Origin of the sequence: Cupriavidus sp. GA3-3 (assembly GCF_000389805.1) — a bacterium.
GTDB classification, from domain to species: domain Bacteria; phylum Pseudomonadota; class Gammaproteobacteria; order Burkholderiales; family Burkholderiaceae; genus Cupriavidus; species Cupriavidus necator_D.
The window spans coordinates 59561-73894 of sequence record NZ_KB944462.1 but is presented as its reverse complement, the minus strand read 5'-3'; the positions used below and the strand labels follow the sequence as shown (position 1 = coordinate 73894).

11 protein-coding genes and 2 rRNA genes are annotated in these 14334 nt (G+C 67.6%); 3 read left to right on the top strand and 10 right to left on the bottom strand.

Annotated elements, in window-relative coordinates:
• A 23S ribosomal RNA gene (locus tag C265_RS05875) occupies window positions 1-83 on the top strand; the annotation flags it as partial.
• A 122-nt stretch (window positions 84-205) separates the two neighbouring features.
• Window positions 206-318, top strand: a 5S ribosomal RNA gene (rrf, locus tag C265_RS05870).
• Window positions 319-396: 78 nt separating this feature from the next.
• Here rrf and C265_RS05865 read toward each other — a convergent pair.
• From C265_RS05865 to C265_RS05830, 8 genes are all read right to left on the bottom strand, one after another.
• Window positions 397-1545 carry an MFS transporter gene (locus tag C265_RS05865; RefSeq protein ID WP_010814243.1) on the bottom strand — a complete coding sequence of 383 codons (1149 nt, stop codon included), beginning with the start codon at window positions 1543-1545 and terminating at the stop codon, window positions 397-399.
• A 277-nt stretch (window positions 1546-1822) separates the two neighbouring features.
• Window positions 1823-2830: a tripartite tricarboxylate transporter substrate-binding protein gene (locus tag C265_RS05860; RefSeq protein ID WP_010814242.1), complete on the bottom strand. Its 1008-nt coding sequence runs from the start codon at window positions 2828-2830 to the stop codon at window positions 1823-1825.
• Window positions 2831-3004: 174 nt separating this feature from the next.
• Window positions 3005-5734: a nitrate reductase gene (locus C265_RS05855; protein WP_010814241.1), complete on the bottom strand. Its 2730-nt coding sequence runs from the start codon at window positions 5732-5734 to the stop codon at window positions 3005-3007.
• 41 nt (window positions 5735-5775) lie between these two features.
• Window positions 5776-7017 carry an NAD(P)/FAD-dependent oxidoreductase gene (locus C265_RS05850; protein ID WP_010814240.1) on the bottom strand — a complete coding sequence of 414 codons (1242 nt, stop codon included), beginning with the start codon at window positions 7015-7017 and terminating at the stop codon, window positions 5776-5778.
• A 58-nt stretch (window positions 7018-7075) separates the two neighbouring features.
• On the bottom strand, window positions 7076-7459 hold the full coding sequence (nirD, locus tag C265_RS05845) for a nitrite reductase small subunit NirD (RefSeq protein ID WP_010814239.1): 384 nt from the start codon (window positions 7457-7459) through the stop codon (window positions 7076-7078).
• Window positions 7460-7484: 25 nt separating this feature from the next.
• Window positions 7485-10046 carry a nitrite reductase large subunit NirB gene (gene nirB / locus C265_RS05840; RefSeq protein WP_010814238.1) on the bottom strand — a complete coding sequence of 854 codons (2562 nt, stop codon included), beginning with the start codon at window positions 10044-10046 and terminating at the stop codon, window positions 7485-7487.
• A 65-nt stretch (window positions 10047-10111) separates the two neighbouring features.
• On the bottom strand, window positions 10112-11431 hold the full coding sequence (locus C265_RS05835) for an MFS transporter (protein ID WP_010814237.1): 1320 nt from the start codon (window positions 11429-11431) through the stop codon (window positions 10112-10114).
• A gap of 318 nt (window positions 11432-11749) precedes the next feature.
• Window positions 11750-12235, bottom strand: a complete 486-nt coding sequence (locus C265_RS05830; RefSeq protein ID WP_010814236.1) for a helix-turn-helix domain-containing protein — start codon at window positions 12233-12235, stop codon at window positions 11750-11752.
• A 78-nt stretch (window positions 12236-12313) separates the two neighbouring features.
• Here C265_RS05830 and C265_RS05825 point away from each other — a divergent pair, with 78 nt between their 5' ends.
• Window positions 12314-12895 (top strand): GNAT family N-acetyltransferase, encoded by a 582-nt coding sequence (locus tag C265_RS05825; RefSeq protein ID WP_010814235.1) that lies wholly within the window; start codon window positions 12314-12316, stop codon window positions 12893-12895.
• On the opposite strand, the gene C265_RS05820 is transcribed toward C265_RS05825, so the two are convergent.
• Window positions 12896-13771 carry a DMT family transporter gene (locus tag C265_RS05820; RefSeq protein WP_010814234.1) on the bottom strand — a complete coding sequence of 292 codons (876 nt, stop codon included), beginning with the start codon at window positions 13769-13771 and terminating at the stop codon, window positions 12896-12898.
• A 131-nt stretch (window positions 13772-13902) separates the two neighbouring features.
• Complete coding sequence (locus tag C265_RS05815) at window positions 13903-14325, bottom strand: Fur family transcriptional regulator (RefSeq protein WP_010814233.1); 423 nt, start codon at window positions 14323-14325, stop codon at window positions 13903-13905.
• Window positions 14326-14334: the final 9 nt, after the last annotated feature.

Genomic DNA, 14334 nt, shown 5'->3' with positions numbered 1-14334 from the left:
GACCAGGACGTTGATAGGCTGGGTGTGGAAGCGCAGTAATGCGTTAAGCTAACCAGTACTAATTGCCCGTAAGGCTTGATCCTATAACCAGTGTGTTTTGCCTGGTGTGTGAATCGCGACTGTGCCGAAACAGTTGACACGCACAACCCCAACTACATCCCTATTCGCAGCGTTGACCTCAACCTCAGCGCTGCAACCCCTCATGCCTGGTGACCATAGCGAGCTGGAACCACCCCTTCCCATCCCGAACAGGTCCGTGAAACAGCTCCGCGCCGATGATAGTGCGGATTCCCGTGTGAAAGTAGGTCATCGCCAGGCTCTTATTCCGCAGAACCCCCAGCCCCAAAAGGCTGGGGGTTTTTGCTTTGGCGCGGCGGAAAATCACGCCCGCGCCCCTCATGCCGTCATCCGCCGGTCCGCGACAGCCAGCGCAACGCCGGCCAGGCAGCAGCCTCCAACCAGCAATGCGGCTGGCACGGTGCCGTGCACTGCCAGTGAGCTGGCCGCAACCGGCATCAGCATCAGCACAGCCAGGTTGTTGATGCTTTCCGAGACGGCCAGAATCTGCCCCTTTGCTGCGCCGGCCCGCCGAGCCAGGATGGCGGTGCTAGATGGCGCCGCGATGCCGAGTGCCGCGCCCCACGCCAGCAGGCAGCCAAGCGACCCGGGCAACCCCAAGACGCCTGTCGTGAACAAGGTCAGGGCCACGGCGACAAGCGCGGTGGCCACTATCAAAACACTTTCCTCGCGCGCGAAGCACTGGCTGGCACGCCCTGCCAGCAGATTGCCAACGGCCAGGCCGAGGCCGAACACCGAAAGTGCCGCGCCGACGCCGGCCACGCCGAGCCCGTAACGCAGCCGCAGCACTTCCCCCGCTAGTACATAGGCCGCTACGGCGCTTCCATTCCAGGCGCCTTTCGCGATCAATGGAAGCAGGATGCCTGAAGATGCTGGGACGTTCCTGGATTTTTCCTGGCAGTCGCCGCTACGCGGCAGATTGCGCGGAAGTACGTGGCAGCCGGCAAGAAGGGCCGCCAGGCAACCACCTGCGGTGACAAGGAAGGGAGCGCGCCAGCCGAATCCATCGGCCAGTATCCCGGCCACTGCCGGGCCTGCGGCAATGCCGGCGGTCATGCCTAGCATGACGCCGCCCATGGCGCCAGCCTGCCGCGCCGGGGGAACCAGATCTGCGATCAATGCGAAGACGGTGGGAATCGTGGCCGCGGCGGCGAGCCCGCCGAGGATACGCAATGCCATGGCGGCATGCAGCGTAGGGACGAGCGTGAGGGCGATGCCATCGAGTGCGAACAACAGCAATGCAGCCAGCAGCACGCGGCGCCGTCCGGCACGATCGGAGAACCAGCCCATCAACGGCGCGGCCAAGGCATAGGAAAGGGCATAGGCAGAAACGAGTCCCGATGCGCGCGCCGGGGTGGTGGCAAAGGCGTCTGCAAGCGGCGCCAGCATCGGTGACAACATGAATTCAGCAGCGCCGACCATGCACACGGCTAGGGCAAGCACGGGCAGCAGGCAAGGAGATGGCATAGGGTAGCCTCCTCGGGCTTCAACATTGATGGGACGTGGCGATACCGGCCAAGACGTGCGAAACGCGACGTAACAAGGGCGCATCGCCGCCTAACAGTGGGTAAATCCGGAAAATGAATGCGCCGCTGAGTCGGGCAAGATGGGTGGTGCGAGCCGGCACCGGGTACTGCGAGAAGGGGCGATTCAGAAAGATCGCCGGGAAGTCAGGGATGATTCTATCGTATTGCCAGCAATCAGGGGGCCACCGGTGCCCAGGCACCGGTGGCATGTCGGAAAGTTAGTCGGCCTCGATCTGCATCGACTTCAGCAGCGGCTGCCACTTGTCGCTCTCAGCCTTGAGCAGTGTGCGCAGGCCTTCCGGCGTCTGCTTGTCGACCGGCACGATTTCCGCACCCAGGCCATCGAGTTTCTTGATCACCACGGGATCTTGCAGCCCCTTCTGCAGCGCCTTGGTCAGCCGCGCCACTGCAGCGGGCGGCGTGCCCTTGGGCGCGTAGATGCCGTGCCAGACCTTGACGTCAAAGCCCTTGAGACCGCCTTCCTGCAGCGTTGGCGCACTGGGCAGCGCCTTGATCCGCGCCGGCGTGGTCACGCCGAACAGGCGCACGCGGTCGGCCTGGATATGGGGCAGCGTGGCCGTGGTCTGGTCGCACAGCAGGTCGACCTGGCCGCCCAGCAGTGCGGTCAGCGCGGGGCCGGCGCCCTGGTAAGGAATTGCATTGAGCTTGACGTGGACCGATTGCTCGAACAGCACGCCGCATAGTTGCGATACGGCGCCCAGCCCGGCATTGGCCAGCGACACCTTGTCCTTGTTCTGCGTCACGTAGCGGATCAGTTCCGGCACGGTCTTGGCCGGCAGGTCCTTGCGGCCCATCAGGGTCATCGGCACGTCCGCGACCTGGCCGACATACTCGAAATCCTTCAGCGGCGCGTACGACAGCTTCTTGTACAGTGCCGGCGCGGTCGCCATGCCATTATGGTGGATCAGCAGCGTATAGCCGTCCGCCTGTGCGCGGGCGACAAAGGCGGCAGCCACGGTGCCGCCGGCGCCGGTGCGGTTTTCCACCACCACGCTCTGACCGAGATCCTGCGACATCGCCTGCGCCAGCGTGCGTGCCACGACGTCGGTCGGGCCGCCGGCGGAGTAGGGGACGACCAGCGTGATCGGCTTGCCGGGGTAGGCGTCAGCCGCTGCCGCGGCGCTTGTGCCAGCCAGCGCCGAGGCCATCACCATCACGCCCGCCAGCCATCGTGGCCCGGCGCGCAAATCCTTCGCATCCTTCATTGCTGTCTCCAGATTGGTGCCGCGCCGTGAGTCCGGGGCGGCTTGTCGGGGTTGCGCGGCTAGCATGGGGGTATGCCGCCGCGACCGCAATCTGGTTCTCGTGAAGGGTGCCTAATCCGTGATGGAAGATCAGGCCGGCTGGCTGGTAGCCCGGTTGCCTCGGCACTGCACTGGTCAGGCGACCTCGGCCACGCGCACTTCCACCAGCAGCTTCTTCAGTTCCGGCACGCACGAGCCGCAGTTGCCGCCGGCCTTGACGCAGGCGGTGATCTCCGCGGGCGTCTTCAGGTCGTGCTTGCGCACGGCGTCGCAGATGGTGTTGCGGCCCACGCCAAAGCACGAGCACACGGTCGGGCCGGTGTCGGCGCCTTTCTCCATCGGCTGGCCGAGCAGCAGGCCGATGCGGTCGGCGTCTTCCAGCCGCTCGCGGCCGAACAGGCCGGCGAGCCACGCGCGCGAGGGCAACTCGGGCCGCGTCGACACGTAGACGCACGCTTCCAGCCGGTCGTTGACGACATAGCCCGCATGGTAGACGCCGGCGGTGCGGTCCTCGTACTCGAGCCAGTCGGCGTCCGGATCGGTCACGCCGAGCAGCGCGCGGGCCCAGGCGGTGCGGTCGGCCACGGTGTCGCGGCCGGCGAATTCATAGCGCTGGAACTGGCGGCCCTGCACGCGCGTCCAGTAGGTCAGCGCTTCCGCGGGCAGCGCGCTGCGGCTCAGCACGAAACCATGCCAGTTCACGCCGAATGGCTCCACCCGTACTGGCGTGTGCTTGAATTCGGGCTCGCCGGAAACGGGATCGACCACGGGATTGACCAGCGCGCCGACGCGTGCGTCGGAGCTGAACTGGCCGTTCCAGTGGATCGGCACGAACACGCTGCCGCGCGGGATGCCGCCGCCATGGCGCACGCGTGCCACCATCGCGCCCCAGCGCGTGCTGACGCGCGCGAGCTTGCCTTCGCCCACGCCGGACAACAGCGCGTCCTGCGGGTGCATGTCGACGAAGGGTTCGGGCAGGTGGTCGGCCAGCTTGGCCGACTTGCCGGTGCGCGTCATGGTGTGCCACTGGTCGCGCACGCGGCCGGTGTTGAGGATCAACGGGAAATCGTCGTCGGGCGCGTGGGCCGGCGCGCGCGGCGGCGCGGCGACAAAGCGGGCCAGGCCGTCGGCATGGGCGTAGCGGCCGTCGGCAAACAGGCGCTGCGTGCCGGCGCCAGCCGGTGCGCCCGCTGGCAGCGGCCATTGCACGGGCTCCAGCGCGTCATAGTGCTCCTGGTCCAGGCCGGCCAGCCCGCCGATGTCGAACACGCGCGGTGCGGCATCGTTGCGCCAGGCGCTCAGGCGCGCGTGCTCGTCGAAAATCTCATGCACGCCCGCATAGTCGAAGCCGTCAAAGCCCATGCGGCGCGCGACGTCGCACAGGATCCGCCAGTCGGCGCGCGCCTCGCCAGGCGCGGGCAGGAAGGCACGCTGGCGGGAAATGCGTCGTTCCGAGTTGGTAACGGTGCCGTCTTTCTCGCCCCAGCCCAGCGCGGGCAGCAGCACGTGCGCGGCAGCATTGGTGTCGGTGCGCTCGATGATGTCGCTGGTGACCACCAGTTCGCACCTGGCCAGCGCGCGGCGCACCTGGTCGGCGTCGGGCAGGCTTACCACCGGGTTGGTGGCGATCACCCAGACCGCCTTGACGCGGCCGGCTTCGATCGCCTCGAACAGTTCCACCGCCTTCAGGCCCGGGCGGTCAGCCACCACCGGCGATTGCCAGAAGCTCTGCACGACGTCGCGATGCAGCGGGTTGGCCAGTTCCATGTGCGCGGCCAGCATGTTGGCCAGGCCGCCGACCTCGCGCCCGCCCATTGCATTGGGCTGGCCGGTAAGAGAGAACGGGCCCATGCCCGGGGCGCCGATGCGGCCGGTCAGCAGGTGGCAGTTGATGATGCTGTTGACCTTGTCGGTGCCGGCCGACGACTGGTTGACGCCTTGCGAGAAGGCGGTCACGGTCTTTTCCGTATCCGCGAACAGCTGGTAGAACGCCAGCACGTCCTGCACGTCCAGCTTGCAGGCGCGGGCCACGGCAGCGGGATCGGCGCAGGCCGCGTCCGCGGCCTGCAGGGCTTCATCCAGCCCCGCGGTGCTGGCGGCGACGAAGGCGGCGTTGGTGCGGCCTTCGCGCGCCAGGTAGCTCAGCAGCCCGTTGAACAGCCACACGTCGGTGCCCGGGCGGATCGCCAGGTGCAGGTCGGCCAGTTCGCAGGTGGCGGTGCGGCGCGGGTCGATCGCCACGATCTTCATCTCGGGGCGCGCTTCCTTGGCCCGGGACAGGCGCTGGAACAGGATCGGATGGCACCACGCGGTGTTGGAGCCCACCAGCACCACCAGGTCGGCCAGTTCCAGGTCTTCGTAGTTGCCCGGCACCAGGTCTTCGCCGAAGGCGCGCTTGTGGCCGGCCACTGCCGACGACATGCACAGGCGCGAGTTGGTGTCGATATTGGCGCTGCCGATGAAGCCCTTCATCAGCTTGTTGGCGATGTAGTAGTCCTCGGTCAGCAGCTGGCCCGAGACATAGAGCGCGACCGAATCCGGGCCGTGGCGGCGGACGATGTCCGAGAAGCCTTGCGCGACGGTGTCCAGCGCATGGTCCCACGAGACTTGCTGCAGGGAGCCATCGGTGCCGCGCACCTTGGGGTGGAGCAGGCGGCCTTCCAGGTCCACGGTTTCACCGAGCGCCGAGCCTTTCACGCACAGCCGGCCGTGATTGGACGGGTGCTGTGCGTCGCCCGCGATCTCGACCTGGCCGTCGGCGCGCACGGTGGCGCGCACGCCGCAGCCGACGCCGCAGTACGGGCAGGTGGTGGCGGTGGTGGTGGTCAGGGTCGCCGAGACGACCGGGATGTCGGACAGGTTCACGCGTTCTCCGTGCGGGGGCGTTATATGGCTTACGGTGATGCTTATGCGGCGAGCGCTTCGCACTGCGCCTGACCGAACAGCAGGCGCTGGCGCAGCGCGCCCACCGGCGTGCGGCGCTGGATCATGTCGAAGTACCAGGGGCCGTCCTGCACGTCGCCGTACAGCACGGCGCCGACCAGATAGCCGTCCTGCAGCACCAGGCGCTTGTAGACGCCGCGGCGCGGGTCGCGCAGCACCAGGTCTTCACTGCCTTCGGCGCCGATGAAGTCGCCGGCGGAATACAGGTCGACGCCGGTCACTTTCAGTTTAGTCGCGGTGGCCTGCTGCACGTAGTGGCGATGGCCGGCGCCGGCGAGGTGCGCGGCGCACACGCGCGCCTGATCCCAGATCGGCGCCACCAGGCCGAAGGTGGCCTGGCGATGCTGCACGCACTCGCCCACGGCGTAGATGCGCGGATCATAGGTCTGCAGCGTGTCGTCGACGACGATGGCGCGCTCGCAGTGCAGGCCGGCGCCGGCGGCCAGCTCGATATTGGGGCGCACGCCGGCGGTCATCACCACCAGGTCGGCGGGGATCTCGCTGCCGTCCTTGAAGCGCACGCCGGTGACGCGGTCGATGCCGAGAATCTCCGCGGTCTGAGCGCCCAGCAGGAAGCGCAGGCCCTTGCGTTCGAGCGCGCCCTGGAGCAGCGTGGCAGCGGGCTTGTCGAGCTGGCGCTCCATCAGGCTGTCGGGCAGGTGCACCACGGTCACGTCCATGCCCTGGCGCAGCAGCCCGTTGGCGGCCTCCAGGCCGAGCAGGCCGCCGCCGATCACCACCGCATGGCGGTGGTCGCGCGCGGCTTGCTGCATGGTCTCCACGTCCTGGATATCGCGGAAGGCGATCACGCCGTCGAGCTGGTGCCCCGGCACCGGCAGGATGAAGGGCTTGGAGCCGGTGGCCAGCAGCAGGCGGTCGTAGCGCACTTCGCGGCCGGAGGCCGAGCGCACGATGCGGCGCGGGCGGTCGATGGCCACCACCGGGTCGCCGGCAAGCAGTTCGATGCCATGCTCGGCGTACCACTCGCGCGTGTTCAGCATGATGTCCGCTACCGTCTTCTCGCCGGCCAGCACCGGCGATAGCAGGATGCGGTTGTAGTTGCCGTGCGGCTCGGCCCCGAACACCGTGATGTCGTACAGGTCCGGGGCGAGCCTGAGCAGCTCTTCCACAGTGCGCATGCCGGCCATGCCGTTGCCGACGACGACCAGGCGCGGGCGGGCTTGGGGGGTGGCGGAAGGCGTCATGCCGGCATCTCCGTTGGCGTGGCTTGAGGACAGGGGGAACATCAAATGGGCGCCGGTGTCAGGCTGCGAGTTCTTCCTCGGCCTCGCTCACGGCCACGCCGGCGGCAATCCAGACCTTGCCGTCATAGACGCGTGCGGCGTAGGCACTGACGGACTGCTCGGGCGCTTCCAGGCATTCGCCGGTGCGCAGGTCGAAGTGATGCTTGTAGATTGGCGAAGCCACCACCAGGCGCTCGCCGAGGTTGCCGACCAGCCCGCGCGACAGCACCGCGGCCTGCGAGTTGGGATCGAAGTTGTCGATGGCGTAGACTTCGTCGCCACGGCCGATGCGGAACACGGCGACCTGCTTGTCGTCGACCAGCGCGCACACACCAGTATTGGGCACGATATCGCGTACGGTGCAGACGGCGGTCCAGGTCTCAGGATGGTGGGGATGGCTCATCACGTTCTCCTTGTTTGCGGCACGGTCAGGCTGCTTTTGCGGGCATGGCAACCACGGGAATCTGGCTCAGGCGAGAACGACGCAATTTCCGTTCCTCCGGCGTGGCCGGGCGGATCTGCCCGCGCTCTTCGACAAAGGCGACGTTGTCGTCGCGGCGGTCGCTGTTGACGAAATGGCGGAAGCGCTTGCGCGTCTCGGGGTCGGTCACGGCCTTCTTCCACTCGTCTTCGTAGGTGTCGACCACATGCTGCATCTCGGCTTCCAGTTCGGCGGCGAGGCCCAGCTTGTCGTCCAGCACCACGGCCTTGAGGTAGTCCAGGCCGCCTTCGAGGTTGTCGCGCCAGACGCTGGTGCGCTGCAGGCGGTCGGCGGTGCGCACGTAGAACATCAGGAAGCGGTCGATGTAGCGCACCAGGGTGTCGTGGTCCAGGTCGCTGGCCAGCAGCTCGGCGTGGCGCGGCTTCATGCCGCCGTTGCCGCACACGTACAGGTTCCAGCCCTTGTCGGTGGCGATCACGCCAACGTCCTTGCCCTGCGCCTCGGCGCATTCGCGGGTGCAGCCGGACACGCCGAACTTGATCTTGTGCGGCGCGCGCAGGCCCTTGTAGCGGTTCTCCAGCTCGATCGCCAGGCCCACCGAATCGCCCACGCCATAGCGGCACCAGGTGGAGCCCACGCACGACTTCACCGTGCGCAGCGCCTTGCCGTAGGCATGGCCGGACTCAAAGCCGGCGGCGATCAGTTCTTCCCAGATGAAGGGCAGTTCCTCGGCGCGCGCACCAAACAGGTCCACGCGCTGGCCGCCGGTGATCTTGGTGTAGAGACCATACTTCTTGGCCACCTGGCCGACCGCGATCAGGCCCTCGGGCGTGACTTCGCCGCCCGGCATGCGCGGCACCACCGAATAGGTGCCGTCCTTCTGGATGTTGGCCAGGTAGTAGTCGTTGGAATCCTGCAGGCTGGCGTGCTCTTCCTTGAGCACGAACTCGTTCCAGCACGAGGCCAGGATGCTGCCCACCGTGGGCTTGCAGATGTCGCAGCCCATGCCCTTGCCGTGCGCTTCCAGCAGCGCATCGAAGGTCTTGAACTTGCCCACGCGAACCAGGTGATACAGCTCCTGGCGCGAGTACGGGAAGTGCTCGCAGAGGTGGTTGTTGACGGCCATGCCCTGCTTCTTCATCTCGGCCTTCATGATCTGCGTGAGCAGCGGCACGCAGCCGCCGCAGGCGGTGCCGGCCTTGGTGCAGGTCTTGAGCGCGCCGATGCTGGTGGCGCCGTCGCACACGGCCGCGCAGATCTCGCTCTTGGAGACGTTGTTGCACGAGCAGATCTGGGCGGTGTCGGGCAGGGCATCGGCGCCCAGCGCGGGCTTGGCCTTGCCGCTGCTGTCGGGCAGTATCAGGAACTCGGGCGACTCGGGCAGCTCGATCTTGTTCAGCATCATCTGCAGCAGCGTGCCGTACTCGCTGGCGTCGCCGATCAGCACGCCGCCCAGCAGGTACTTGCCGCAGTCGGACACCACCAGCTTCTTGTAGACCTCCTTGCGGTCGTCGCAGAACTGGTAGAAGCGCGCGCCCGGCACGGTGCCGTGCGGGTCGCCGATGCTGGCCACGTCCACGCCCATCAGCTTGAGCTTGGTGCTCATGTCGGCGCCGGCAAACTCGGCGGCTTCGCCCTGCAGGTGGCGCGCGGCGACGCGGGCCATGTCATAGCCCGGCGCCACCAGGCCGTAGATCTTGCCTTGCCACAGCGCGCATTCGCCGATGGCGTAGATGTCGGGATCCGAGGTGAGGCACTGGTTGTCCACCACGATGCCGCCGCGCTCGCCCACCGCCAGGCCGCTGGTGCGCGCCAGTTCGTCGCGCGGGCGGATACCGGCCGAGAACACGATCATGTCGGTGTCGAGGTGGGTGCCGTCGGCAAACACCATGCGGTGGGTGCCGTCTTCGCCGTCGATGATCTCCACCGTGTTCTTGCCGGTGTGCGCGGTCACGCCCAGGCCATGGATCTTCTGGCGCAGCATGCGGCCGCCGCCTTCGTCGACCTGCACCGCCATCAGGCGCGGCGCAAACTCGACCACGTGCGTTTGCAGGTCCATGTCGCGCAGCGCCTTGGCGCACTCCAGGCCAAGCAGGCCACCGCCGACCACTACGCCGGTCTTCGAGCGCGCACCGCATTCGCGCATCGCTTCCAGGTCTTCGATGGTGCGATAGACAAAGCAGTCCTTGCGGTCCTTGCCCGGCACCGGCGGCACGAAGGGGTAGGAACCGGTGGCGAGGATCAGCTTGTCATAGGACAGGGTCTCGCCGGTCGACACCTTCACCGTGCGCGCGGCGCGGTCGATCTCCACCGCACGCGCATTCAGGCGCAGCAGCATGTTGTTGTGCTGCTCGAAGAAGCCGGCGGGCACCAGCGACAGGTCCTCGGCTGACTTGCCGGCGAAGAATTCGGACAGGTGCACGCGATCGTAGGCGGGACGTGGTTCTTCGCACAGCACGGTCACTTCCACGTTCTGCGCGCCGGCTTCCGCCAGGCACTCCAGGAACTTGTGACCCACCATGCCGTGGCCGACGATGATCAGTTTCATGATGCTTTCCTTGTCCGGTAGTCAGTCTTTGCTGCTTGTTGTGCTGTGGGGGCGATGCTTCAAAATCAGCTGGCCATTGCGCTGTCGTACAGCGCCTGCTCCTGGGCCTTGTGCTCGGCGGTGAAGCGGATGGCGATGGCGCAAAGTGCGGAGATGGTGGCGAGCACGCCCAGCACTGTCAGCGTGTGCTGCAGGTCGCCCAGGCCCTTGAGCAGGAAGCCCGCGGCGACGGCGCCAACGTTGCCGCCCGCGCCGATGATGCCGGCCACGCCGCCCAGCGCCTTGCGGTCGATAAAGGGCACCAGCGCGTAGGTCGCGCCGCAGGCCATGTGGGTGAACAGGCCGAACAGCAGCATCGCGACCACGGCCAGCGTCACACTGCCGGCCTGCGCGAACCACAGCAGGCCCAGGCCTTCGCCCAGGATCAGCACGAACAGCAGCGTGGCGCGTGCGTCCAGGCCGCGGCGGCGCGCCGCCTTGTCCGACAGCCAGCCACCCAGGGCGCGGGCAAACAGCGCCAGCAGGCCGAAGCTCGCGGCGGCCATGCCGGCAGCCTTCAGGCTCAGGCCGAAGCGGTCCACGTAATACGAGGCGGCGATGTTGTGGATGAAGATCTCAACGCCGAAGCAGGCGCCGTAGGTGATGAACAGCAGCCACACGCGGTAGTTGGCGCTGGCGGCGCGGAAGCTGGCCCAGCCGCCGCCCTTGCCACCGTCCTTGCCGGTGATGGCGATGCCGCGGGCGCGCAGGTCCGAGTAGTTGCCTTCCGGGCAGTCCTGGGTGAAGCGCCAGTAAATGACGGCCATGATCAGCATCAGCACGCCCGGCACCAGCAGGGCGAAGCGCCAGCCGAACGCGTGGTCGGCGCCGAGCATCAGCACGGCAGCCAGCAGCAGCGGCATGATGGCCTGTGCGGCGCCGCCGCCGGCATTGCCCCAGCCGGCCGCGGCCGCGTTGGCGGTGCCGACCACGTTGGGCGCGAACATCACCGAGGTGTGGTACTGCGTGATCACAAAGCTGGCGCCGACTGCGCCGATCAGCAGGCGGAAGGTCAGGAAGGTCTCGTAGTTCTGTGCCAGCGCCACGCCCAGCACCGGCAGCGCGCCCAGCGCCAGCAGGCCGGTGTAGGTCTTGCGCGGGCCGAAGCGGTCGCACATCGGGCCAATCACCAGGCGCACCAGGATGGTCACCGCCACCGCCGCGATATTGATGTTGGCGATCTGGCCCGGGGTCAGGCCGAACTCGCCCTTGAGCACAGGCATCAGCGGAGCGCAGGCAAACCACGCAAAGAAGCAGACGAAGAACGCCATCCAGGTCAGGTGGAAGGCGCGCATCTGCGGGGTCCTAAAGCTCAGCAGCTCGATGCGGGTGGCTTTGGCGGTCATCGTCCTTGGCTCCAAAAAACAAATGGCGTCCCGCAGACCAGGCCGCTCAGGCCAGTTCAGGGGACGCCGTTGTCCTGACAGCCACTACATGGGATAGGGGCTGCGTATGTGGGGTGGGCCGGTCGCCGTTGACGGGCCCGTACCCTGTTACGCAAGGGGTGTGCCAGGCCGGCATGTGACGGTGAGTGGGGGTTTGTTGCGCTGGGTGCGGCGGAGTGATGCCGGGATGCGCTGTGGTGGGGCGGCCGCCGGGCTGGCGGCACACTCATGGTGCAGTGCGGTGGGCTGCGCTGGTGCGATGCAATACCGCGGTCGGCGCTACTGGTCCGAAGCCGGGGACTGGGCGTTGACGGGAATGATCCGCATATCGCGCGGCGACACTTCCACGCCGTCCTCGTCGACCAATGCCGCGCGCACCAGCTTGCCGCTGGCGCGCGAGCGGATCTGCACCGGGCCTTCGCCGGACGGGGCCATGTGGCTGTCGCCCCACTGCATCAGGCCGACCAGCACCGGCAGCAACTCGACGGCCGCGCGGGTGGGGCGGTATTCGAAGCGTTCGCGCTCGCCGGGCTCGCGGTAGCCGACCTTGCGCAGCAGGCCGGCGTCGGTCAGCGTCTTGAGGCGCGCGGACAGCACCGCGGGCGAGCATTCCAGCCGGCGCAGGAAGTCGTCGAAGCGCGTCACGCCATGGAAGACATCGCGCAGGATCAGGATCGTCCACTTTTCGCCGATCAGCGACAGCGTCGCGGCAATCGAGCAGTGGCGGAGGTCGGACGCATTGAGGGTCATGATGCCGGCAAGCATAGCATGCTGACTTCATTTGCAAAAGTCAGGTTATCTCCTATACTCTGACTACGAATTTTGAATCCAGATGGTGCCGGGATGGATGATCAGAGCGAGGCCCGCACGGGCAAGGCGGAAAGCTGGACGGTGGGACGGGGCGTGCAGGTCACGCTGCGCCATACGCGGCCTCAGGATGGCAGGGCGCTGCGCGCGCTGGTGGATGGGCTCTCGCGTGAGAGCCGCTACTTCCGCTTCCTGAGCGGCGGGCGCGTGGTGGACGCGATTGTCGACGGCCTGGCCGCGCCCGGACCTGGCGGGGTGGCGCTGGTGGTGGAGGCGCCCGACGAAGTTGGTGTCTCAGCCATTGTCGCCAGCGCGGAATACGTGGTGTCCGGGCACGTCGGGGAATTTGCCGTGGTGGTTGCCGACGGCTGGCAAGGGCAGGGACTGGGGCGGCGCCTGATCGCCAGGCTGTGCGAACTGGCGCGCGCGGCCGGCCTGCGCACCCTGCGCGGCGACGTGCTCAGCGAGAACCGCCGCATGCTGGCCATCCTGCGCGGCCTCGGCTTTGCCAGCCGCCGCAATCCGCAGGACAGCCACCTGCATGAAGTCACGCTGGCGCTTGGCCAGCCGGCGCGCAGCCCGCAGCGGCTGCCGGCGGACTGGTTCGGCGCGCGCTGATTAACTGGCGTCGCGCTTGCCGCGCGAGGTCATGGTGCAACCTGCCGAGGCCGTGATGATGCTGGCGATCGCCAGCCATTGCAGCGCGCTCAGCTGTTCATGCAGGAACGCCAGCCCGGCCAGCGCGCCCATCGCCGGCTCCATGCTCAGCAGGATGCCGAAGGTGCGCCGGTGCAGGCGCTTGAGCGCCACCATTTCCAGCGAATAGGGGATCGCGCTCGACAGGATGCCCACCGCCAGCCCGAACAGCAGCAGCGTCGGGCTGAACATCGCGGTGCCCGCATGCGCGAGCCCGAACGGCAGCACCACCAGCGCCGCCATGGTCAGCCCCAGCGCGGTGGCCTGCCCGCCGTGGGCGTTGCCCGCCATCTGCCCGAACACGATATACAGCGCCCAGCCCACGCCCGCGGCCAGCGCATAGCCGATGCCCACCGGATCGAGCGTGCCGGCGGCATCGCCGACCGGCAGCAACAGCAGCAGCCCGGCCACGGCAAAGGCGATCCACAGGAAATCAATCGCGCGCCGCGACGACAGCACCGCGACCGCCAGCGGCCCGGTGAACTCGATCGCGATCGCCAGCCCCAGCGGGATGGTGCGCAGCGACATGTAGAACAGCAGGTTGGTCGCGCCCAGCGCCGCGCCGTACAACGCGATCGCGCGCGCGTTGGTTCGCGTCAGCGGGATGCGCCACGGGCGCCAGACGCACAGCAGGATCAGCGCGGAGAAGCTCACCCGCAGCGCCGTGGTGCCCTGTGCCCCGAGCGCCGAGAACAGGCTCTTGGCAAAAGAGGTGCCGATGCACAGCGAGGCCATCGAGCCGGTCAGGGCCAGCACGGCGAGCAGGGTCGAGCGACGGTGGGCGGCGGTTTGCGGCAATTTGGGGATCCTGTTTTATGGCGTGGCCTGTGCAATGCTGCCGCATCATGCGGCAAGCCCGGCGCGGGCGCCATATACAGGTGCGGGCCAGTGGCTCAGTACAGTTGGCCGTGCCCCGGGCACGCCGCTGCTCAGTGATCCCGAGCTGCCGCCTTGCGCCGCTTGCCGGGTTTGCTGGCGCAGTCCGGGCAACGCCCCAGTAGCGTCAGCTCGTGGTGCTCCACTTCGAAACCCGGTGGCGTGATCTCTTCCAGATGCCCGGGGCACCCTTCCAGCGGGAAGACGCGGTCGCACGACAGGCACTGGAAATAGTGCCGGTGGGTCGCGGCACCCGGCACTTCCGACAATTCATAGCGGTCCGGCTGGCCCGGCAGTTCGACGGCATGCACCTGCTCGCCTTCCACCAGGGCACGGATGTTGCGGTAGACCGTAGCCAGTCCCAGTGAGGGCACCTGGTGCTGGGCCGCGGCCAGGATCTCGGCCGGGCTCAGGGGCCGGCCGGCTTCGCGCAGCGCGTCGATGACGGCGCCGCGTTGACGGGTCATGCGTTCCATGACTAGAAT

Coding starts and splice junctions, on each gene's coding strand:
- C265_RS05860 (WP_010814242.1), bottom strand. CDS start 2,830: ATGAAGGATGCGAAGGATTTGCGCGCCGGGCCACGATGGCTGGCGGGC.
- nirB (WP_010814238.1), bottom strand. CDS start 10,046: ATGAAACTGATCATCGTCGGCCACGGCATGGTGGGTCACAAGTTCCTG.
- C265_RS05850 (WP_010814240.1), bottom strand. CDS start 7,017: ATGACGCCTTCCGCCACCCCCCAAGCCCGCCCGCGCCTGGTCGTCGTC.
- C265_RS05825 (WP_010814235.1), top strand. CDS start 12,314: ATGGATGATCAGAGCGAGGCCCGCACGGGCAAGGCGGAAAGCTGGACG.
- C265_RS05830 (WP_010814236.1), bottom strand. CDS start 12,235: ATGCTTGCCGGCATCATGACCCTCAATGCGTCCGACCTCCGCCACTGC.
- C265_RS05835 (WP_010814237.1), bottom strand. CDS start 11,431: ATGACCGCCAAAGCCACCCGCATCGAGCTGCTGAGCTTTAGGACCCCG.
- C265_RS05815 (WP_010814233.1), bottom strand. CDS start 14,325: ATGGAACGCATGACCCGTCAACGCGGCGCCGTCATCGACGCGCTGCGC.
- nirD (WP_010814239.1), bottom strand. CDS start 7,459: ATGAGCCATCCCCACCATCCTGAGACCTGGACCGCCGTCTGCACCGTA.
- C265_RS05865 (WP_010814243.1), bottom strand. CDS start 1,545: ATGCCATCTCCTTGCCTGCTGCCCGTGCTTGCCCTAGCCGTGTGCATG.